Here is a 21,077-nt window from a genome sequence, read left to right as displayed (position 1 = left end):
GCGAACCGTCCAATGCCGTGATCAATATGGACGACATAATCACCGACCAGCAAATCCGCGTAGAGCGATTCAGGTGTATCCGCTGTGGGACGCTGACGAGTCCGCGACTGCGGGCGCTCCCAACCAAAGACTTCTGAATCCGTGATCAGATGTGTGGCGGGAGTCGTGTTTAGCGTAAAGCCTTCCGAAAGCGAGGCTTCGACAAACTTAAAGTTTTCAAAATTCGTATCGGGATAATGCTCAAGCCACAATTCACGCAAGCGGGAAAACTGACGCGAGACTATAAAAACCTGCTCCCCAGTTTCCAAGAGCGGAACGAGATAATCAATAAAGGGCTTGAGCCTGCCGCCAAATCTTTCATCATGACCAAACTGGGAAGCCAGGTCAAAATGATCATCGGCCTGCGCGATGGTTGGATGCCCCAACTCAAGCGAGGAAAAATCGCTCAGATCGTCATGTAGTTCAGACCACGGAAAATACGGGATCGGAAAATTTCCAGAAAGCGTGCCTTCGGTAATACTCTCCTGCCGAAGTTTGACCGCCTGCTCCTCGACCTCATTCGCCATCGCCTCGACGAGACTAAGATCATCCACAAGCATCAATGCTTTTGAAGGCAGATAATCCAGCAACGAGGACGGCATTGAATGCAGCAGCGGAATATGGAATTCAGAAAGTTGGATCTGCGCGTCGAAAGTATCCGCTAAAAATTCACGCGCGGGCGTGACAAGAATGGATTCAAGTTTTTCAACTGTGCGCTGTGTGGCAGGGTCAAATTGGCGGATGGTTTCGATCTCATCGCCAAAGAAATCAAGACGCACGGGATTGGGTTCGGTCGCGGGCCAAACATCCAATAGACCGCCGCGATGTGAGAATTGACCCTGCTCGAGGACCGTGTTGACTCGCTGGTAGCCGATCCTCGCCCACTCACGGATCAATCCATCGGGTTGGATGGTCTGGTTGATGGTCAGTTTTTTACAGGCTTTGAGAAAATCCCGCCGCGGTAATGTGCGCGTCATCAACGAGCGCGCAGAGGTGACAATGATCGGCGGGACTGCGGGTTTCTTCGCGAACGGCAAATGATACGCAGACAACGCGGTCAATACCTGTAAGCGGTCACGACGGGTTGAGATTCCCCAGGCCGCATCTTCATAAAATAGCGGATTTGGTTCCGCGAATAAATAGCGCGGCGAATCCACCCAAAAGCCAAGCTCATCAAATAATGACATGGCATGGTCGGCGCGGTCCGTGATGAGCACAATGGGGAGATCTAGATCACCATGCAGAGCTGCAAGAATTGGCAGGCGCGCAGAACGCGGCAAGCCAAGCCCGGCAATGGCTTTGCCCGCCCTGGCTTGGACCAGCAGCTGCTGATATTGATCTAGTTCACGAATATTTTTGAGGAGAAGTTCCATTACCAGTTACGATTCTTTTATATCGCCGTTATATTTATTCATGGCAGCATTCAGCCCCTTGATCACAAATTCAAGCGCGGCTTCCGCAGCACGGTCTAAGATCTCAGGCAGGAGTTTTAGGTCATCCCTGGAGAATTCCTGCAAAACATAATCTTTGGGATCCATCCTGCCCGGCGGACGTCCGATCCCCAAACGCAAACGCGGAAATTCCTTCGTCCCAAGCTGCTCAATAGTGGATGCCATGCCGCGCTGTCCACCAGGACCGCCCGCGGGACGGATGCGAAGCGTGCCGAAGGGCAGGTCAAGATCATCATGCGCAACGAGCAGATTTTCCGGCGGCAATTTATAGAAGTGCAAGAGTCCCTGCACCGATTGACCCGAAAGATTCATGTACGTCTGCGGTTTGGCGAGGATCACCTTGCGCTCTTCATACAGCGCGGACATGACGATCGCCTTGGACTGCAATTTCATTCCGCGCGCGTTCAAGGCCACTGCAACACGGTCAATGAACATGAAGCCGATGTTATGGCGGGTGTCTTTGTATTCGCGGCCGGGGTTGCCAAAGCCGACAAGGAGAAAGGTATCAGTCATGAATATTAATTCCTGCGTAAACGAAGTAACAAGGAAAAGAGCACGAACAGGACTAATGCGATCAAAGCGCCGCGCCCGAAAGTGATGTAAAGCGCGGATACGGTCAAAGAGGCGGGATTTGTCGGCAAGGGAATCGGCGAAGGGAATTTCAGCGTAGTGACTTCAGCCAAGCGCGTTGGTGTTGACGTTGGGATCAATATATCAGGGTCAGTGTCAATGTTGCTGTGGCGGTGGGAGTTTCGGTCGGGAGCGGTACATCATTACGGAGTTTCAAGTCTTGAATCAGAATATCCTGCGAAGCGCCATCTTGAAAATAGACTCTCAAACGCAAAGTGTAATCACCGTCTGTCAGCAAAGTGGTATCCCACACGGCAATGGCGGCATCCTTCACGGGCTGGGAAACTGTCTGAAGGACGAACCACGCCAAGTTTGGGCGGCGTCTGAAGCGCTATACGCGAATGCCAATTCAGCAGATGAAAAATTGATCACATCCAAATTTCCCATGATCTGCACCTGTCCGCGCAAAGTCTGCCCTGTTTGAGGTGTAAGGATCGAAGGTTCCGCCGTTTGAGCGAAGAAAATCAGGGAAAAAGCAAGCAAATAATGGAACATGACAATCGGTAAGTTTAACATGAAGGAGGGGCAGGGTCAAATCGCAAATCTTTTTCATGAAAACAAGCGTGCAATTCTCGAATAATAATTTTTCTGGTAAACTCAGGCAGTTGATCGACCCTCAGGAGACCGCTTTATGACAAAATCCCGCTCTGACCAAATGGTGGAACGCCTTCGCAATATGCAGGCGTCTGCCCCAGACATTGAAGCCTCTGCCATCGTCTCTGTGGACGGTTTGATCATGGCGTCTGCGTTGCAGCAGGGCGTGGAAGAAGACCGCGTTTCAGCAATGTCTGCGGCCATGCTCAGCCTTGGCGAGCGATCTCCGGTGAATTGGGACGCGGAGTCCTTGAGCAGGTTTATATCAAGGGCGATAACGGTTTTATTGTGCTGACGGCCATCGGTGAAGAAGCCGTTTTGACCGCCATGGCGCGCAAGGAAGCCAAGCTCGGTATGATCTTCCTCGAAATGCGCCGCGCCGCTGAAGACCTATTGAAGCTGGTCGGATGAACAAAAGGAAATTTTCGACCCTGAAAAACTGACAACCCCAAATGGGGAGGGCTTAAACGCCCTCCCCATTCTCTTTTGTTAAATATATGTCATTGCGAGGGCGACAGCCCGAAGCAATCCTGTCGCAGAAAATCGAGATCGCTTCATCGCAATGACATAAATCTTATGGGAGATGACTTATGACAACAAAATATTTATTTTTCACAGGCGGAGTGGTTTCATCGGTTGGTAAAGGCGTGACCGCCGCCGCAATGGGACTGCTCCTCAAGGAACGCGGATTCAACGTGGCGGTACAAAAGCTGGACCCATATATCAATGTTGATCCAGGCACGATGTCGCCCTATCAACACGGCGAAGTGTACGTGCTGGATGATGGCGCAGAAACCGATCTTGACCTCGGTCATTATGAACGGTTCATTGACAACCGCCTGACCCGCGTCAGCAACTTCACCACGGGACAGGTGTATGCCGAGACCATCGCCAAGGAACGCCGCGGAGATTATCTGGGCGGGACCATTCAGGTCATTCCACACATCACCAACGAGATCAAGCGCCGCATCGGTCTGGTATCCAAAGAGACAGGCGCAGAGATCGTCATTCTTGAAGTCGGCGGGACGGTCGGGGATATTGAGTCACAGCCTTTTCTGGAAGCCTTGCGCCAACTCCGCAATGAAGTGGGGCGCGAGAACTGCTTGTTCGTACATGTCACCTGGCTGCCCACCATCGGCGCAACGGGTGAAATTAAGACAAAGCCAACCCAGCATTCGGTGGCGGCGCTGCGCTCGATCGGCATCTCGCCGAACATCATCATCGCGCGCGCAGATCAGGATGTGGAAAAAAATCTCTGCGAGAAGATCGCCCTCTTCTGCGGAAAGATTCTGTCATCCCAATGAAAACCGCGGATGTACTTTACGAAGTTCCCCTGCTGCTCGAGAAAATGGGCGTCGGCGAACTGGTGCTAACCAAACTTGGCTTGCAGGCAAAGCGCCAGCCAAACATGAAGCCGTGGGAAAAACTCGTGGCGGATGTGCGCAAGCCAAAGCCTTCGGTCAAGGTTGCGCTGGTTGGCAAATATGTTGAATTACAGGATGCGTATATGTCCGTGCGTGAAGCGCTCAAACATGCCGCGCTTGCGAATGAAGTTGAAGTTGAGATCAGCTGGGTACATTCCGCGGATCTGGAAAAAGATAAAGGCTGGGAAGTTGTCAAGGAAGCGGATGCCGTGCTTGTGCCCGGTGGTTTCGGCTCACGCGGTATTGAAGGAAAAATCTTGGCGGCTCGCTACGCGCGCGAGAATAAAGTTCCCTATCTTGGCTTATGTTTAGGTATGCAGGTGATGTGCATTGACTTTGCCCGCCACGTGCTTGATCTTGAAGAGGCGAATTCTTCAGAATTCGATCGGGGCACGGAACACCCTGTGATTGACCTGATGATCGATCAGCGTTCGATCACCGACATGGGCGGGACGATGCGCCTCGGACTGTACCCGTGCCTGCTCCAACAGGGGACGAAGGCTGCGGACGCCTATGCACTCTCTCAAGTGGACGAGCGGCATCGTCACCGCTTTGAGTTTAACAACTCCTACCGCGCCGAATTCGAGAAGAACGGCATGGTCTTCTCGGGCGTATCACCAGACGGTAGATTGGTCGAGATCGTTGAACTGGCAGATCATCCCTACATGGTCGCGAGTCAATTCCACCCTGAATTCTTATCGCGCCCAATGAAGCCGCATCCCTTGTTCGTGGGATTATTGAAGGAACGGCGGAAGAAAGAAGGGGTGACGAGGAAAGTAGACATCATCCCGAAAAAGGCTCGGCTGAATCCGACCTCCGAGGTTTGGAAACCAAGACGATTTCCTAAACCTTCGGGACGATGATATAAATTTTTAGTAAATTTCCGCCACGCCTACATTTTTATCCCCAAATTTTCGGCGCGTACTTTGAGCGCTTTGATCAAACTGGAATATACGCGATCCTTGTGCGCGTCATCGCCGAAATAATCCACATACTGGTAGGGCTGTAAACGCTCCGGCACTTCGCAAACATCCAGGCGAATGGGAATGATGAAGATCGTGCCGTCTGGTTTTTCGGCGGCGGCATCCAAGGCGAGTTTCAACTCCTTGTGAAAAAAGCCCTCCGTCCGAATTGCGATCGAGGATAGAAAGACAATGACCGCGTGAGAGTTGTGCACGGCTTCCGTCACACTGCCTTCCCACATTTGGCCAGGCAGGATATCCTCTTCGTCGAACCACGGGTCCACCCAGGTTTCCGTCCGCAAGCGCTCACGAAACTCACGCACGCCGCTGGAATTTTCCTTGGCGTAACAAAGGAACGGGATCAACTTGGCTCCCATCAATTCGTTCGCGGCAACGGTTTGCGGCAGACTCTCTGCTGATCCTTCGCTTTTGCGGGCAGGCAGTGATGTAGTCAAGCTTGAATTATCGCCAATGATGATATTCGAATTATTCATATCACCGTTGATGATAATGCTTCTGTCGTCTGCCGTATGTTTATTCGTATCTTCGTTTTCGCGAGACATTTTGGTTTACCACTCCCAGCTTGAAATATTCATGATTATACAGCAGTGTTCAAACTCACCTGTTTACGAACAGTTCACAATTCCCGAATAAAATGCGATTATACTTGTTGAGTAACATTGTCATTGTTAAGGCGCTTTTCCCAAAACAATAATCATTACAAATCAATATGATCAGGAGTAAAAAAATGGATACAACGATCGAAAGTATTTCCGCGCTTGAAATTCTCGATTCACGCGGCAACCCCACCGTGGAAGTGGAAGTGGTATTAATGGACGGCGCCTGGGGACGCGCCGCGGTTCCCTCAGGCGCATCCACCGGCATTCATGAAGCCCTCGAAATGCGTGACGGCGACAAGAAACGCTATCTCGGCAAGGGCGTTGCAAAAGCCGTTGCCAATGTGAACGGGATCATCTCAGACTCACTCTTCGGCTGGGACGCATCCGAGCAAAAGGATATTGACGCCGAACTGCTCACCCTGGACGGCACCAAGAATAAATCCAAGCTCGGCGCGAATGCGATCCTGGGCGTCAGCCTCGCGGTTGCCAAGGCTGCGGCAAATTCATTTGGAATGCCCCTCTATCGCTATCTCGGCGGCGTGTATGCCCATGTCCTGCCCGTCCCGATGATGAACATCATGAACGGCGGTGCGCACACGAACTGGCAGAGCACCGACATGCAGGAATTCATGGTCATGCCTTTCGGCGCTCCGTCCTTTTCGGAAGGTGTCCGCTGGGGTGCGGAAATTTATCATGCGCTCAAATCCGTTTTGAAGGAAAAAGGCTACGGCACACTCGTCGGTGACGAAGGCGGATATGCCCCTGCGCTTAAAGCCAACAACGAAGCTGTTGAACTGATCCTCGAAGCGATCAAGAAGGCTGGCTTCAAAGCGGGCCGCGGCAAGGATGTCGCGATCGCGCTCGATCCCGCCGCCTCCGAACTGTATGACGAGAAGACCAAAAAATATAACCTGCGCAAGGAAGGCCGTCAGCTGACCGGCGAAGAGATGGTTGAGTTCTGGGCCAAGTGGGTCAAGGACTATCCCATCGTTTCGATCGAAGATGGTCTCGCGCAAAACGACTGGGCTTCCTGGAGCCTGATGACGGAAAAATTGGGCGACAAACTCCAGATCGTCGGCGATGACCTGCTGGTCACAAACCCGGAACGCGTGCGCAAGGGCATCAAGGAAAAAGCCGCGAACGCCTTGCTCGTGAAAGTGAATCAGATCGGCACGTTGACAGAAACCATCGAAGCCGTTGACCTGTGTCAACGCGCAGGCTGGCGCGCGGTCACCTCTCACCGTTCAGGCGAGACCGAAGACGCCACCATTGCCGATATCGCAGTGGCCCTCAACACAGGTCAGATCAAGACCGGTGCCCCGGCCCGTTCAGACCGCGTGGCGAAATACAATCAGCTCCTGCGGATCGAAGCGGAGTTGGGCGATGCCGCAACATACGCAGGCTGGGACGCGTTGAGAAGTTAGCAATCAAAACTCCGATGGGGAAAATCTCCATCGGAGTTTTATATTCTCGGGAGGAATTATGTCAAATAAAAAAGATGCGGAAAGATATTTAACCAACAGGCAGAAGGAAATTGACGGGGCGGCTTTATATCTCGCGCTGGCAGAATCAGAAAAGCAGCCGCAACTGGCGGAAGTCTACAAGAAACTCGCAGCCAGCGAAGAAAAACACGCGGCCGGGTGGGAGAAAAAACTAAGCGCGTTGGATGTTAAATTTCCCGCACGAAGACCCAGCCAACGCGCGCGGATCCTGATCTGGCTCGCAAAACGCTTCGGCCCGCAATTCGTTCTTCCGACCATCGCTGGCAATGAAAAAGCGGACAGCAACGCCTACGACGGTCAGCCAGAGTCAGAAGCGCATGAATTTTCACGCGATGAAAAATCTCACGCGCGTATGTTATCCATGGCTTCCAATGCTTCGGGCGGATTGCCCGGTGGCAGCGTCGCACAAATGGAAGGACGTCATCGCGGCGGCGGAGGCAATGCCTTGCGCGCGGCTGTGCTGGGAGCCAACGATGGATTGGTTTCGATATTAAGTCTGGTGATGGGCGTAGCAGGCGCGACCAACGACAACGGCGCGGTCTTGATCGCAGGGATGGCTGGTCTGCTGGCCGGAGCAGGGTCAATGGCTTTGGGAGAGTGGCTCTCGGTGCAAAGCTCGCGCGAGTTATACGAGAATCAGATCAAGATCGAAGCGGAAGAGATCGCCAATAGTCCCGAAGAAGAACAGGAAGAACTTGCGTTGATCTATCAATCCAAGGGATTGCCCGAAGACCGCGCGCGTGAACTGGCCGCGCACATGATGGCTGACAAAGACAGCATTTTAGATACGCTTGCGCGCGAAGAACTTGGCATCGACCCGGAAGAATTGGGCGGCTCGGCTTATGAAGCCGCGTTCACCTCATTCTTCTTATTTGCCGTCGGCGCTGTCTTCCCCATCTTCCCATTCTTCTTTTGGAGCGGGAGTTTTGCCATCTACATGAGCATGGCCATCAGCGGCATCGGTCTCTTCATCATTGGCGCAGCCATTACGTTGATGACCGGCCGCGGCATTTTATTTTCAGGAACAAGACAAGTACTGGTCGGGTTGATCGCGGCCGCATTAACCTACGGCATCGGGAGGTTGATCGGGGTGTCCCTGGCATAACATAGCCAAAGAATTTTCCAGGCGGGGAAGTTTCGGTATCTAAAAAATATCCCAAGATATATGAACCAATCAGCCTCTTTCAAAAAGAAAGAGGCTGATTGGTTTGTGTGACTTCCAGCAAAAGCAGGATTCCTCTTAATAGATCGGCAGATCCGTATCCACTGATCTGGCCCAGGCATTGATCCCGCCGCGCAGGTTTTTCACTTTTTTAAATCCAGCGCTCACCAGCAATTCAAGCGCGCGGGTTGAGCGGGTTCCACCCTTGCAAAAGACAACCATCTCTCGCGCGCTATCCAGTTCCGAGAGATGAGCCGCGAGACTGCCAAGCGGAATGTTGAGCGCATTATTCAGCTTTGAAATTTCCAACTCGTGCGGTTCGCGCACATCCAACAAAATTGGCGCATTGGGTCGGGCAAGCAGATCGGCAAGTTCCGGCGCGTCAATGTCCCAGCCTGCGCCTGCCGAACCTTCATCGTGGCCGCGCCCTGGCACGCCGCAAAATTCTTCATAGTCGATCAATTCTTTAATATCCGCGTTGGGTCCACAGACACGGCACTTTGGATTCTTTTTTAGTGTCACGAAATCAAAGGACATATCCAGCGCGTTATAGAGCAATAGTTTTCCAGTGAGCGGTGAACCGATCCCCAACAAAATCTTGAGCGCCTCGGTGGCCTGGATCGTTCCAATGGTGCCGGGCAAAACTCCAAGCACGCCGCCCTCCGCACAGGATGGGACAAGCCCGGGCGGAGGCGGTTCGGGAAAGAGACAACGATAGCACGGACCGTTGCGCGCATCAAAAACACTGGCCTGCCCATCGAATCGGAAGATGGAGCCATAGACATTCGGCTTGCCGAGAAAAACGCAGACATCATTTGTCAGGTAACGGGTCGCAAAATTATCAGTACCATCGATCAGGATGTCAAACTGAGCCGCGATCCGCATCGCATTTTCAGATGTGAACGGCTCATTGTATACATCGATTTGAATATCAGGATTGAGATCTCGCAAACGCGCCCGCGCGCTCTCAACCTTAAGCTGGCCAATGGTCGCTGTGCCGTGAATAACCTGACGCTGCAGGTTACTCGAATCAACCACATCGAAATCGACCAGACCGATGCGGCCAATTCCCGCCGCCGCCAGATACAGGGCAACCGGCGAGCCAAGTCCGCCGGTGCCAACGATCAGCGCAGACGCAGCCTTGAGCTTTTTCTGTCCCTCCAGTCCGACCTCTGGAATGAGCAGGTGACGTGAATAGCGCAAAATCTCTTCGTGTGAAAGTTCTGTGGACATGGTTATACTCCGCCGAGGATACCAGCAATGAGAATGGTGGTCATAAAATCCTTCTCTTAAAAGGTATTTGAGCAAATATCAAGTCTTATGATTCCGATTTATGCCTATATCACATATATTACCGCAGAAAGTAAGTGCGCTCAGGATGAAATAAGGCGGTCATTTTCGAAACTTACTTATCTTATAAATAATCCCCAATACATTTGCCAGCATCAATCTCCACCGCAAACGCGACCATATATGAACCGCGCCATGCGCCTCTACGCGAGTTAACGGTAAAGGTGCAAATAAGCTGCGCGAATAAATCTCAGTTAATTGATCGATCTCATGCTGAGACAGCATAAACCATTTTCGAAATCGAGATGAAGCCGCGACGAGAGACAGACTCTGAACAAGGCTGGAGGCGAACGAATGAGCTGTCTGATCTTTTGAAGCAGATCCTGTAATTGGCCGCGCAAGGCGGCGCAGACGTTTATATACTATTTGGATCGTTCGTAAGGGATCAGCACGAACAAGATACAATGAGTCAAATCCCATCCATAACAAAAGACAGGAAAAAATCAAGGGGAAGAAAAGCCATGTATTTTTTAGAGCACCCTCCAAGAAATGCATAGATCTTTGCATAAAATCAGGTTTCAATACCAATGGTTCCTGCGCTGATGCCGTTGGGGTATTTATTTCTTCATACAAGATCACATTCTGGCTGGCGGTAGGTTCAAACTCAACCCAGCCGATATTTGCAAAATAGATCTCAACCCATGAGTGGGCATAATTTTCAGTAACGATATATTGAGCGCGCTCGAGATCATAAGAACCATTTGCATAACCGACAACCAAACGCGCGGGTAAGCCCGCGGCGCGCGCAAGCACAACCATCGAGGTGGCATAGTAATCACAATAGCCCTGTTTGAGATCAAAGAGAAAATAATCAGTCACATCGCGGCCCACGGGCGGAGTGGAAACATCCAGTGTATAGGGGAATTCGCGCAAATAATTTTGGATGGCAAGCGCACGGTCGTATGGATTCGGCTCGGAGGCGGTCAGATCGCGCGCCAATGCCAATACTCGCTCGGGCATCGAATCAGGCAGCGCTAAAAACTGATCCCGTACCCAATCAGGATACACACTGGATGATTCACGCAATTCCAGCGCACTGATATTTTTCAGAATGGACTGAGCCTGGTACGACTCGACAGATGCGAGCGCGGCAAATAGATCGCCTTCAAGCGATGACCCGTAAGTCCAGGCGGCTTTAAACGGAACATCCACGCTGACAAGTCTGCCTGTCCAATACAATCTATCATTTTCAGCGCTGTGAAATGTCACTTCTGTCTGGAGGATATGATCATCAGGGTTTGACGCTTCGATCAAGACCTGGTCGGCAGGAATATCCTGGGTCAATATGGAGGGATTTGTCCAACCTGAACTTGTGTAAATGGAATATGTCAATGTGCGCCAATAATGACGGGGAATCGTCGGGCGGGCGTTTTGTGGCATGGGGGACAGTTCCCCTGTGGAAATAGTCATCACGAGTTGTGTAGATAATTCAGGTCCAGCGCTCAACAAAAAAGAACGAGGCAGTCCTTTTCCCAACCCAATCCGGGTGGCATTATTTTTTACAGGTTCAAGCCCCAGCGCTTCCGCCCGTAATTCGTTTCCCCCAGCGCTTTTTTCGCGAAGATCATCCATGATATCTTTGATGGAAAAAGTAGAAGCAATAAAAGAGGCGGCTACCAATCCCAGTGTAAGCACGCCAACCCAAACCAACGTGTCGAAACTTGTGCTTTCCGCATAATCGGTATGTGAGGTATTCCAGCGGACTTGTAAATTTTTATAATTGGTCAACCCGAACAGGAACAATAGCAAAGCAAGGTGAAGCCACAAGATCGTATTCCCGCCGCCGGTATAATCGAGAACAAGAACAAACAGAACCGTGGAAGGAAGCATACCCGCCAAAAATCTTTTATTCCGAAAAATTTGCCAGCCGGCCCAAACCGCGATCAGCCAGAGAAGCATGCTCCAGATCAATGTTCGGACAACCGGATCCTCGATTTGTATCCCATTAATAAAGCTGGTCAACCACAATGAGAATCGTCCGCTCAAGGAAAATATTTTTTGCAAAAATTCATCCCTCGATGAAAGAAAAGCGACCATATCAATTGGGGTTTTGTAAAGCAATCGCTGCAAGAGTGCGAAAATAAAAAATAACGACTGTTTGATAAATTCAAATAACGAATCCCCCACTCGACCAATACGAATATACAAAACCAACGGCCCGAGGATCAATAAAGCGAATCCCGAAAATAGCGTTCGCACATTCCAGGCTGTAAGCTGCCACGTCAGGAATACGCCAATAAGAGTAAGCGGTAATAGAAGACTGATACCGCATCGCGGACAATTCCCCTTAATCCAATTGGCAAACACGCCAAAGCCAGCAGCGAGAGCAGGAGGATCAATTCATGAATTTGGAAAAGGCGTTTGAAGATGGCTCGTAATATCATCCAAGCCTCTTCCATGTCAGGTCGCCGGGCGGGCGCACGGGAACCGCCCGGCCTGACGGCGTAATGCGCCATTCCCACTGTCCTCTCCAGCCAGGATGAGCATCAGGTTGTTGAAGGAGACCGCGGTTTAAAATGAAACAGGAAATTCCCATTTCGGAGAGCAGGCTGGCTAGTGAGTCGGCGCTCTGAGGGGCGTCAAATGACGCGGGATCCATCAAAAGAATGGTTGGACTAATTCCCTTCCAGGTCAAATGAGTGAGCGAGGGCAGCCAATCATTTGTCACGGACGATGTGATGATAATTAAACTGATGCGATTCCCCAGAGTTGGATTGGCCCGTTCAAGTAATTTTTCAAGCGATAAACTGCCTGGCTCGAGCATCGCCAGCGCGCGCAAAACTTCAAGGCGATGGCGTTCGCCCGAATTTGGTTTCAACCAGATTGTCTGTTCACCGCTCGCGAGCAATCCCACGGAATGATGCGCGCGCAAGCCGCGGTCTGCAACCGAGGCAGCCAGAATAATCCCAAGCTCGATCGTATTCTCCCAACCCTGACCCGCCTGGGTTTTCGAATCGACATCGAGTACGATCCACCAGTCACTGGCGGGCGAGCCATCCAACATGCGTGAATACAATTTTCCGCGCCTTGCAGTGGTCGGCCAATGAATTATTCTCGGGCTGTCTCCATGGGTATATTCACGCACAGTTACCGCATTCACGGTTTGATCAACAATATTCGGACGCGGACGCCCCTCGCCCATCCAGCCGCCCGGCATGATCTCGACGGCGGGCAGTTGGATCACAGGCGGCATGATCACCACTGTTGACTTTTCCGGTAAAAAAATTTCAACAGTATAAATCCCAAATGGATCGCCGCTTCGCAATGAGGTTCCGCCCAATTCATAGACACCGCGGCGCTTGCATATTCCTCTTGTATGCCATGTATTCGTTGACCTGGCGTCAATACCGATCGCGCGTGCGGCGGAATAATCCGGCAAGTTCGAATGGTCGATCACTTCCACCCAGGTCGCGGGCAGGCTGCCGTCATTTGTAAGCGTGAACTGTTCTTCAAGCGCATCGCCCACCTGTGCCCACCCAAAACGCACTTCACGCGTCAAGCGTAAATGGCTTTTCAAGGACCATACCCACAATGCTGCGATCAACCACATCCCGCCAAACGCCACAAGCAAGGCTTGCCATATTTTTGATGGGTCGAGCAATTGCATCCCCAGTATCCCAATTATCAACAAAGGCAATAACACGGAGTTAAGTCTCACACGCGCTGTCATATTTCCATTATACGCTCTGGATGCGAAAGGGTAACTCACACCGATCACCGCCAATTATTTTCTTCTTATACAAATCAATTGGTGGTACGATATTGCGCAAATTAAAAAAGGATCAAGCTTTGGATCCAAACAATTTCATTCATCTTCAAGCACAGGTGCAAACATGAAACGTTACTTAATTTTATTATGGCTCGCTTGGTTTGTTTTGATATACGGATTTCAATGGGTCGCGACCACCCGCACGGAATTACAGCGGCCTGATAGATCAGTATTTTGGAGCGCGGGTGAAACAACGTTCGCAAGCAACAGCGATAAAATCTATTTAAATGAACCATTTATGAATCGCCAGGTGGCATGGGATTCTGAATATTATCTTGGCATCGCAGTGGGCGGTTACGATGACCCTGAAGCGGGTCGTGTTCAAAATCCGGCAACAGGTCAAATGGTAATAAAAAATTATTCGTTCTTTCCATTCTATCCATATATTATGCGCGCACTGGTTTTGCCATTGAATTTATTTGGGTTATCGCCAATTGGGACGGCGACGCTGGCTGGTTTGATCGTTACATTGCTTGGGACATTGGCAGGCATGTTCGCGTTATGGGATCTAACGCTGCACCTATTTGATGAAGAAACCGCGCAGCGGGCTATATTCTACATGCTCATTTTTCCGTCGGCATTTTTCTTTGCGCAAATCTACACAGAAGGTTTATTCGTTGGGTTAGCGTTCTCCTCTCTGGCTTTGACAAAACGCAAACAGTGGGCACTGGCTTCCCTGCTGGGCATGCTGGCCGCGTTAACCCGCGCACACGGCGCGGCGCTATGCCTGCCATTAATCTTCGCATGGATCATGAACATCAATTGGAAATCGAAAATAAGCACACAGGTAAATTGGGAGTGGCTGCTGCAAGGCTTGTTTGCTTTATTGCCCTTCGCCGCATATTTTATTTGGCGCATTTCCCCGCTTGGTGAAGGATGGGCGGAATTACAATCGTTTTATTTTGGAAGGGGATTAATGTCGATCCAAAGTTCCGTTGCCAGTTGGTATAACGCGTTCGCTTATGCGCGCGCCACGGGTCAGGAGGCTTTGATCTATTTCAGTATCGAAGTGTTAACGACCATTACGGCATTGCTCGGAAGCATCTGGCTGATTCGCCGTGATCCCATTGTGTCATTATTCAGCCTAGCAGTTGTTTTGCTTTCAATTTTTAGCGGATCAGCACAAAGCATGGCGCGGTATATGTTAATTGCGCCGGCAATGTTCATCATGTTGGGGCATCTTGGAAAGAACAAGGTCTTTGACAAAGCCTGGACTCTCGCAAGTATATTATTGATGGGCATGTCGGTTTTACTTTTTAGTTTTGATTTGTGGGTGGGATAGGCTACTGATCAAGAATAGAACTAAAAATTACTGATAAAGCGGGGCTGTAGTGCGAATTTCCATTATTTTTGGAAATTCGCACTACTTTTATGGGAAATCACGTGTAATAGATTTTTTAAGGAAGTTGGATATTGACCTAACCTTACAAATATGAAATAATGTAACTGGTTACAGTAACCGGTTACATTAGATTACACGTTATTATGACGATCAAATCTCACTCCGTTACCATTCGACAAGTAGCTCAGAAGGCTGGTGTTTCTGTGGCTACAGTAAGTCGTTATATCAACCGCAATGCACCGATCTCAAAGGGAGCTTCGGAGCGCATAAAACAGGTAATGGCTGAATTGCGATACGTGCCTCATTCTGCAGCCCGCCAACTAGCATCTCAAAAGACCCATGTGATCGGTCTTTTATTAAATAACCTGCATAACGATTTTTTCGTGCCCCTCTTGAATGGAATTGAAGGGGTTGTTCGAAAACATGATTACAATTTAGTGATAGCCACCTATCACTCAGACAACCGGGATATGCCCCCCCCCATCGGCCCGCACAATACGGATGGGATGTTGGTTTTTTCTGACGGCCTCTCTGACGAGGATTTGATAGCATTACATGCCAGAAATTTTCCGATGGTTCTTGTGCATCGGACTCCGCCTGAATCACTAAAAATCCCCAGCGTTACAGTTGAAAATAAAAAAATCACATTTGAATTAATCGAACACCTGATCAAAGTCCATGGAAGAAAACGGATCATGCTGATGCGCGGTCCGATTCATCAGGAAGATTCGCATTGGCGCGAAATGGGATACAAGGCTGCGCTGATGGCGAATGACATTCTTTTTGATGAGCGCCTGGTGCTTAATGGAGATTTCGAACGCCACACCGCATATCAGGCACTTAGTAAATTTATCACTGCCGAAAATCAGGTTCCGTTTGACGCGATCTTTACAGGCGATGATGATGCGGCGATCGGAGTACTCAGGGCATTGCAGGACCATCACTATCGAATTCCAGAGGACATCTCGGTGATCGGGTTTGATGACTTGGGATTCTCGGCATTCCTGACGCCCCCGCTTACTACAGTCTCCGCTCCCACAGAAACTGTGGGAAGAATTGCAACAGAACAATTATTTTCCCTTTTCGATAAACAGTTCCTCGCAGATGTTACATTATTGCCGACCGAACTGATCACTCGACGCTCGTGTGGTTGTAATGACTTGAATCATCAATGAAAAAGGAGGTGACGCTTTCGTTAGTAATGACCCTGTTTTTGACAAAGCTGCTTTTTCAAATTCTATATGAGGAGAAATTAGTACCATGAAAAAAATTTTTTATGTTTTGTCTCTGCTGATCATCGCATCGATGGTCCTTACAGCATGTGGTGGCGGATCAGCCGCAACTGAAGCGCCTGCTGCTGCAACTGAAGCTCCCGCCGCAACAGACGCCCCTGCGGCGACTGAAGCTCCCGCCGGCGGCGCGACTGAAGCGCCAACCGCCGTCCCGACCCCAACCATTCCTCCTCCAGTAACAACTGGCGGCGAAGGCTGCGCCCCGGGCTCCACTCAGGTGACCTGGTTCGTCGGTCTCGGTGGTGGTTCCAATGCTGATGTAGTCCCGTTGGAAAAAGCCTGGGTTGAAAATTACAACAAGTCACAGACGGAAGCCTGCGTATTGTTGAACATCGTCTACAACACTGGCTCGAATTCGTATGATGCCTTGCGCGCCTTAGTCGCTGGCGGAAACGCCCCCGAGATCGTTGGACCCGTCGGTAAGGCTGGCCGCGCCAGCTTCCAGGGCGCCTGGGCTGACGTCAAATCTTTGGCCGATGCAGCATCCTATGATCTGACCAAGTATGACCCACAACTTTTGGACTTCACCTCGGACGAAGGTGTGTTGGTTGGTCTCCCATTTGCCCTGTTCCCATCCTTCATCTTTTATGATAAGACTTTGTTTGATGAAGCTCAGCTGCCTTACCCGCCTCACAAAGTTGGCGAATTATATGACGGCAAGCCTTGGGATCTCGCTACTTTCCAAGATCTGGCAATGAAATTGACGGTGGATGCGAATGGCAATGACGCCACCAGCGCTGATTTCGACCCCAAGAATGTCACTCAATTCGGTTTCTTTGAACAGTGGACAGATGCCCGTGGTGTCGCCGCATTCTTTGACGGCGGGATACCTTATGACCCAGCTACCAACAGTGCAGTCATTCCCGATAGCTATGCCGCAGCCTGGAAATGGTATTATGACGGCGTCTGGACGAACAATTTCATGCCTAATGCTGATTATCAGAACAGCGATCAATTCAACAAAGGCAATCTCTTCGCTTCAGGCAACGTAGCCATGTCCTGGACCCACACTTGGTACACCTGCTGTTTTGATATGTCCAAGACAAACTGGGATATTGCCGTGATGCCGAGCATTGATGGCAAGACAACAGCCAAACTCCATGGCGACACCTTCGCCATCATGCAAGAAAGCAAGAACAAGGAAGTTGCCTTCAAAGTTTTGAGCGATATGGTGACTGATCCGGAACTGCCCGTTATGTACGGTGGCATTCCGGCCGTTGTTTCCGATCGTGCAGCATTCTTTGCATCATTGGATGCCAAAGCTGCTCCAAACAAGATCGACTGGACCGTTGCTGAAGCCATGCTCGCCTACCCAGACCTGCCCAATCATGAAGCCTGGCTGCCAAACTTGGCCGATGCCAATAGCCTCTTCGGCGCCTTCCGCACCATGATGGATCAGACCCCGGATGTAAATATGGATGAAGCCATCGCCAAGCTCAAGAGCGATCTTGATGCAGCGTATAAGAAGGCTGCGCCCTAAGTTTCAATCTAGAGATTAGTGCTAATATGCTCCTGGCCACAACCCATAAGGGTTGTGGCCAGGACAATGAGGAGTCGCCATGTCCGCTGTCACCCGCACCAACCTCGCATCTGCCCCGTCCCGTCCCCGAGTCACTGCCCGAACCCGACGCCAGTGGACTCATGGATTTTTGTTCCTATCTCCCTGGATCATCGGGTTCTTTGCCTTCCAATTACTTCCCATCTTGTTCACCGTTTTCCTGTCTTTTACCGATTATTCTGCCAGTTCGGAATTCAAGTTGGGGAATTTCAATTTTGTCGGCTTGGATAATTACAAGCAATTCGCTATAGACCCACTCGCGCTACCCTCCATGGGTGTAACACTCAAGTTCGCACTGATCGGCATTCCACTTGGGTTGATTGTCCCGCTGCTTCTGGCGGTTCTGGTCAATTCACGCCGATTGGTAGCTTCCAGCCTTTTTCGCACTCTATTTTATTTACCTTCCGTTATCCCGGTCGTAGCTGGCACCATTATCTTCGGTGGTGTCATGAATGCCCAGTCTGGCTGGTTAAATCTATCTCTCCAGGCTCTGGGTATCACCGACCCGCCCCGCTGGTTTACCGACCCGGCTTGGGCTGGTTTTGCGCTTAACTTACTTGCCATTTGGTCGGTAGGCAACGCCATGATCATCCTGCTGGCCAGTTTGCAAGGCGTGCCAACTGAACTCTACGAGGCAGCCACAGTGGACGGGGCCGGCCCGATCACGCAATTCTTCTATATCACTGTGCCGATGATCTCGCCCGTCATCTTTTATAACATCACCATTGGCATCATTCTGGCTTTCCAATTCTTTGTCCCTGCGCTGTTGATCGGCGGCACGAATGGCGATCCGCAAGCATCATTATTGTTCTTCCCGATGGTTTTCTATCGCGAAGCGTTTGTCTTTAGCCGCATGGGATATGCCTCGGTTCTGGCTATCGTTATCTTTGTGGTGACAATGCTTGCCACCGGACTATTGTTCTACTTTGGCCAGCGGCTGGTGTATTACGCCAGCGGCGAGACTTCCTAAACAGGAGCAACTCCATTATGGCAACATCATCTGTTTCCCACGGTTCATCCACAACACCCATTTACCGGCGATTTTTGCCTATTCTTCGCGAAGGCTTGTCTATGATCGGAGTGACCGGCCTGGGGTTGCTGGCGCTATTGATCTTTCTGCTGCCGTTGGGCTATGTACTCGCCACGGCATTCAAGTTAGATTCACAAATGACCACGGTTGGCGCGCCTCTATGGCCGGCTGCTCCATCAACATACAATTATGAAGGGGAAGACTATCCTTTATATAACGTACCTACCGAAGATGGCAGCACCCGTCGTCTGGCATTGGTACGCCCATTCCGCGAGAACAGCGACATGGTAGACCCCGCTCACCCGGAGGAAGGGGTATTTAATGTTAAAGGCCGCTGGCGTACCTGGGACGCTATTTACAAATTTTCCCCAAACTGGAAGAACTTTACCGATGCCTGGGACCAGGTCAATTTCCCGCGCCTATTTCGAAACAGTTTAGTCCTTGCAGGGGTCGGCACCATCGGCACTCTGATCTCCTGCATTTTGGTGGCGTATGGCTTCACTCGATTCCAATTACCGGGTAAGAACATACTATTTGTGATCCTGGTCTCGACAATTGTTTTGCCGCCTCAGGCTACGATCATCCCGCTGTATATCTTGTTCAACAAGCTGGGTTGGACAGGCACATGGCTTCCCCTGTTGGTACCTGCATTTTTTGCCAATGCCTATGATGTCTTTCTATTGCGCCAGTACTTCATGAGCATCCCCAAGGAATTGGACGAGGCGGCCATGTTGGACGGAGCCAATCCATTGCGGATCCTGGTCTCGATCATCATTCCCCAATCTGTACCCGCGATCACCGCAGTCACTATCTTCCATTTCTTCTTCGTATGGAACCAGTACTTTGAGCCACTTGTATATCTGTTAGGCAATGAAAAGTTATACCCGGTTTCCGTCGGGATCGGTCAGTTTGTGACCACGTTCAGCACCTATCCGGGTCGCTCAGCGGCAACGGCTGTTCTCGCCATGTTGCTGCCAGCGGTAATGTTCTTCCTGGCTCAACGTCAGTTCATGCAGGGAATTGTGGTTACAGGGGTTGAAAAATAAAATGCTTAAAGTTGCTGTAATAGGCGGCGGCTCCACCTATACCCCCGAACTTATCAATGGATTCCTCGCGCGGCTGGATAAATTTCCTGTCAATGAATTATGGCTAATGGATATTGACAAGGAGCGCCTAGACATCGTCGGGGGATTCGCGCAGCGTATGGTGGCGGCAAAAGGCTCCCCATTCAAGGTGATCCTCACTACTGACCAACGCGCTGCCGTGAAAGATGCGGACTATGTCACGACGCAACTGCGCGTGGGTCACATGGAAGCGCGCAAACGCGATGAATATCTTGGTCTGCGTCACGGCTTGATCGGGCAGGAAACTACTGGTGTCGGTGGCATGGGTAAAGCCCTGCGCACCATTCCAGTCATTCTCAAGATCGCCAAAGATATGCAGGAACTTGCCAAACCCGGCGCGATGTTGGTGAATTTTACGAATCCTGCCGGGCTTGTCACACAAGCGCTAAGCCAATACGCATCGGAGACACCCGCTGTGGGCGTGTGCAACGTCCCTATCACAGCGAAGATGAAGATCATCGAAGGCTTAGAGCAGGCTACAGGTCAGAAAATTGATGCGGAGCGGGCAGAGTTGAAAACGCTCGGATTGAATCATCTTTCCTGGCATCGTGGTTTCACAATAGACGGTGAAGATGTCTGGCCACAAGTCATTCAGGCATATATCGAAAAATTAAAGACGGAAGAACATCCCGAATGGGATTCGCGCACCATCGAAGTGCTGCGGATGATGCCCAACTATTATTTGCAGTATTTTTATCACACAGATAAAAAATTAAAAGAGCAGGAAAAGTGGCCGCCGTCACGCGCTGAAGAAGTGATCGAAGTAGAAAAGGAATTATTGCGCGATTACTCTGACCCTAATCTTAACGAGCCTCCGGCTGGTTTAATGAAACGTGGTGGCGCATATTATTCAACCGTTGCGACGCAATTACTCAACGCACATTACAACGACCTCGGCGAGACCCATGTGGTCAATATCAAGAACAATGGCGCGGTGAAAGAATGGCCCGCGGAGTGGGTACTGGAAATGCCATCTTTGGTGAAGAAGAGCGGCATTACTCCCATCGCCGCTGACCCATTGCCCGCTTCATGTTTCGGGTTGATCGCCGCGATCAAAGCCTATGAACTGCTGACCGTTGAAGCCGCTGTCCATGGTGACCGTGATGCGGCGTATCAGGCATTGCTCGTCCACCCCATTGGCCCCAAGGCAGATAAAGTACAGAAGGTCCTCGATGATATGCTAGAAACTCATCGTGAACACCTGCCGCAATTCTTCAAATAAGACATG

At 50.6% G+C, this 21,077-nt stretch carries 17 protein-coding genes and 3 pseudogenes; 10 read left to right on the top strand and 10 right to left on the bottom strand.

Features of this window, described 5'->3' with window-relative positions:
* From IPL17_RS12860 to IPL17_RS12840, 5 genes and pseudogenes are all read right to left on the bottom strand, one after another.
* A pseudogene (locus tag IPL17_RS12860) lies at nt 1-1,412 on the bottom strand (hypothetical protein); the annotation flags it as partial.
* A 6-nt stretch (nt 1,413-1,418) separates the two neighbouring features.
* Nucleotides 1,419-2,003: an aminoacyl-tRNA hydrolase gene (gene pth, locus IPL17_RS12855; protein WP_345307487.1), complete on the bottom strand. Its 585-nt coding sequence runs from the start codon at nt 2,001-2,003 to the stop codon at nt 1,419-1,421.
* Between the two features lie 5 nt (nt 2,004-2,008).
* Nucleotides 2,009-2,173 (bottom strand): hypothetical protein, encoded by a 165-nt coding sequence (locus IPL17_RS12850; RefSeq protein WP_345307486.1) that lies wholly within the window; start codon nt 2,171-2,173, stop codon nt 2,009-2,011.
* Nucleotides 2,174-2,196: 23 nt separating this feature from the next.
* Nucleotides 2,197-2,394 carry a hypothetical protein gene (locus tag IPL17_RS12845; RefSeq protein ID WP_345307485.1) on the bottom strand — a complete coding sequence of 66 codons (198 nt, stop codon included), beginning with the start codon at nt 2,392-2,394 and terminating at the stop codon, nt 2,197-2,199.
* Nucleotides 2,391-2,636 (bottom strand): hypothetical protein, encoded by a 246-nt coding sequence (locus IPL17_RS12840; protein WP_345307484.1) that lies wholly within the window; start codon nt 2,634-2,636, stop codon nt 2,391-2,393. The genes IPL17_RS12845 and IPL17_RS12840 overlap by 4 nt, the downstream gene beginning before the upstream one ends.
* 115 nt (nt 2,637-2,751) lie before the next feature.
* Between IPL17_RS12840 and IPL17_RS12835 the strand changes: the two are divergent.
* Nucleotides 2,752-3,125, top strand: a pseudogene (locus tag IPL17_RS12835) (roadblock/LC7 domain-containing protein).
* A gap of 179 nt (nt 3,126-3,304) precedes the next feature.
* Nucleotides 3,305-5,001, top strand: a pseudogene (locus IPL17_RS12830) (CTP synthase).
* Between the two features lie 29 nt (nt 5,002-5,030).
* On the opposite strand, the gene IPL17_RS12825 reads toward IPL17_RS12830, so the two are convergent.
* On the bottom strand, nt 5,031-5,663 hold the full coding sequence (locus tag IPL17_RS12825; RefSeq protein ID WP_345307483.1) for a toll/interleukin-1 receptor domain-containing protein: 633 nt from the start codon (nt 5,661-5,663) through the stop codon (nt 5,031-5,033).
* Nucleotides 5,664-5,848: 185 nt separating this feature from the next.
* Here IPL17_RS12825 and eno point away from each other — a divergent pair, with 185 nt between their 5' ends.
* Both eno and IPL17_RS12815 read left to right on the top strand, forming a co-directional pair.
* Entirely contained in the window at nt 5,849-7,144 is a 1,296-nt protein-coding gene (gene eno, locus IPL17_RS12820; protein WP_345307482.1) for a phosphopyruvate hydratase, read from the top strand.
* Between the two features lie 58 nt (nt 7,145-7,202).
* Nucleotides 7,203-8,327 carry a VIT1/CCC1 transporter family protein gene (locus tag IPL17_RS12815; protein WP_345307481.1) on the top strand — a complete coding sequence of 375 codons (1,125 nt, stop codon included), beginning with the start codon at nt 7,203-7,205 and terminating at the stop codon, nt 8,325-8,327.
* A gap of 135 nt (nt 8,328-8,462) precedes the next feature.
* Here the strand turns inward: IPL17_RS12815 and moeB are convergent, their stop codons facing one another.
* From moeB to IPL17_RS12795, 4 genes are all read right to left on the bottom strand, one after another.
* On the bottom strand, nt 8,463-9,617 hold the full coding sequence (gene moeB, locus IPL17_RS12810; protein WP_345307480.1) for a molybdopterin-synthase adenylyltransferase MoeB: 1,155 nt from the start codon (nt 9,615-9,617) through the stop codon (nt 8,463-8,465).
* Nucleotides 9,618-9,776: 159 nt separating this feature from the next.
* Complete coding sequence (locus IPL17_RS12805) at nt 9,777-11,738, bottom strand: transglutaminase domain-containing protein (protein WP_345307479.1); 1,962 nt, start codon at nt 11,736-11,738, stop codon at nt 9,777-9,779.
* Between the two features lie 218 nt (nt 11,739-11,956).
* Entirely contained in the window at nt 11,957-12,133 is a 177-nt protein-coding gene (locus tag IPL17_RS12800) for a hypothetical protein (protein WP_345307478.1), read from the bottom strand.
* The gene (locus tag IPL17_RS12795; RefSeq protein WP_345307477.1) at nt 12,115-13,404 is read right to left on the bottom strand and encodes a DUF58 domain-containing protein; all 1,290 of its coding nucleotides are present in this window, start codon (nt 13,402-13,404) and stop codon (nt 12,115-12,117) included. The genes IPL17_RS12800 and IPL17_RS12795 overlap by 19 nt, the downstream gene beginning before the upstream one ends.
* A 163-nt stretch (nt 13,405-13,567) precedes the next feature.
* Between IPL17_RS12795 and IPL17_RS12790 the strand changes: the two genes are divergently transcribed.
* The 6 genes from IPL17_RS12790 (at nt 13,568) to IPL17_RS12765 (ending at nt 21,071) form a co-directional block, all read left to right on the top strand.
* Nucleotides 13,568-14,785 carry a hypothetical protein gene (locus IPL17_RS12790; protein ID WP_345307476.1) on the top strand — a complete coding sequence of 406 codons (1,218 nt, stop codon included), beginning with the start codon at nt 13,568-13,570 and terminating at the stop codon, nt 14,783-14,785.
* Nucleotides 14,786-14,988: 203 nt separating this feature from the next.
* Nucleotides 14,989-16,020: a LacI family DNA-binding transcriptional regulator gene (locus tag IPL17_RS12785; protein WP_345307475.1), complete on the top strand. Its 1,032-nt coding sequence runs from the start codon at nt 14,989-14,991 to the stop codon at nt 16,018-16,020.
* Between the two features lie 85 nt (nt 16,021-16,105).
* The gene (locus IPL17_RS12780; protein WP_345307474.1) at nt 16,106-17,617 is read left to right on the top strand and encodes a sugar ABC transporter substrate-binding protein; all 1,512 of its coding nucleotides are present in this window, start codon (nt 16,106-16,108) and stop codon (nt 17,615-17,617) included.
* 79 nt (nt 17,618-17,696) lie between these two features.
* Complete coding sequence (locus IPL17_RS12775; protein ID WP_345307473.1) at nt 17,697-18,665, top strand: sugar ABC transporter permease; 969 nt, start codon at nt 17,697-17,699, stop codon at nt 18,663-18,665.
* Nucleotides 18,666-18,682: 17 nt separating this feature from the next.
* Nucleotides 18,683-19,771 carry a carbohydrate ABC transporter permease gene (locus tag IPL17_RS12770; protein ID WP_345307472.1) on the top strand — a complete coding sequence of 363 codons (1,089 nt, stop codon included), beginning with the start codon at nt 18,683-18,685 and terminating at the stop codon, nt 19,769-19,771.
* Nucleotide 19,772: 1 nt separating this feature from the next.
* Nucleotides 19,773-21,071, top strand: a complete 1,299-nt coding sequence (locus IPL17_RS12765) for a 6-phospho-beta-glucosidase (protein ID WP_345307471.1) — start codon at nt 19,773-19,775, stop codon at nt 21,069-21,071.
* Nucleotides 21,072-21,077: the final 6 nt, after the last annotated feature.

Source organism: Candidatus Villigracilis saccharophilus (genome assembly GCF_016711665.1).
This window is presented reverse-complemented; position numbering and strand designations above follow the sequence as displayed.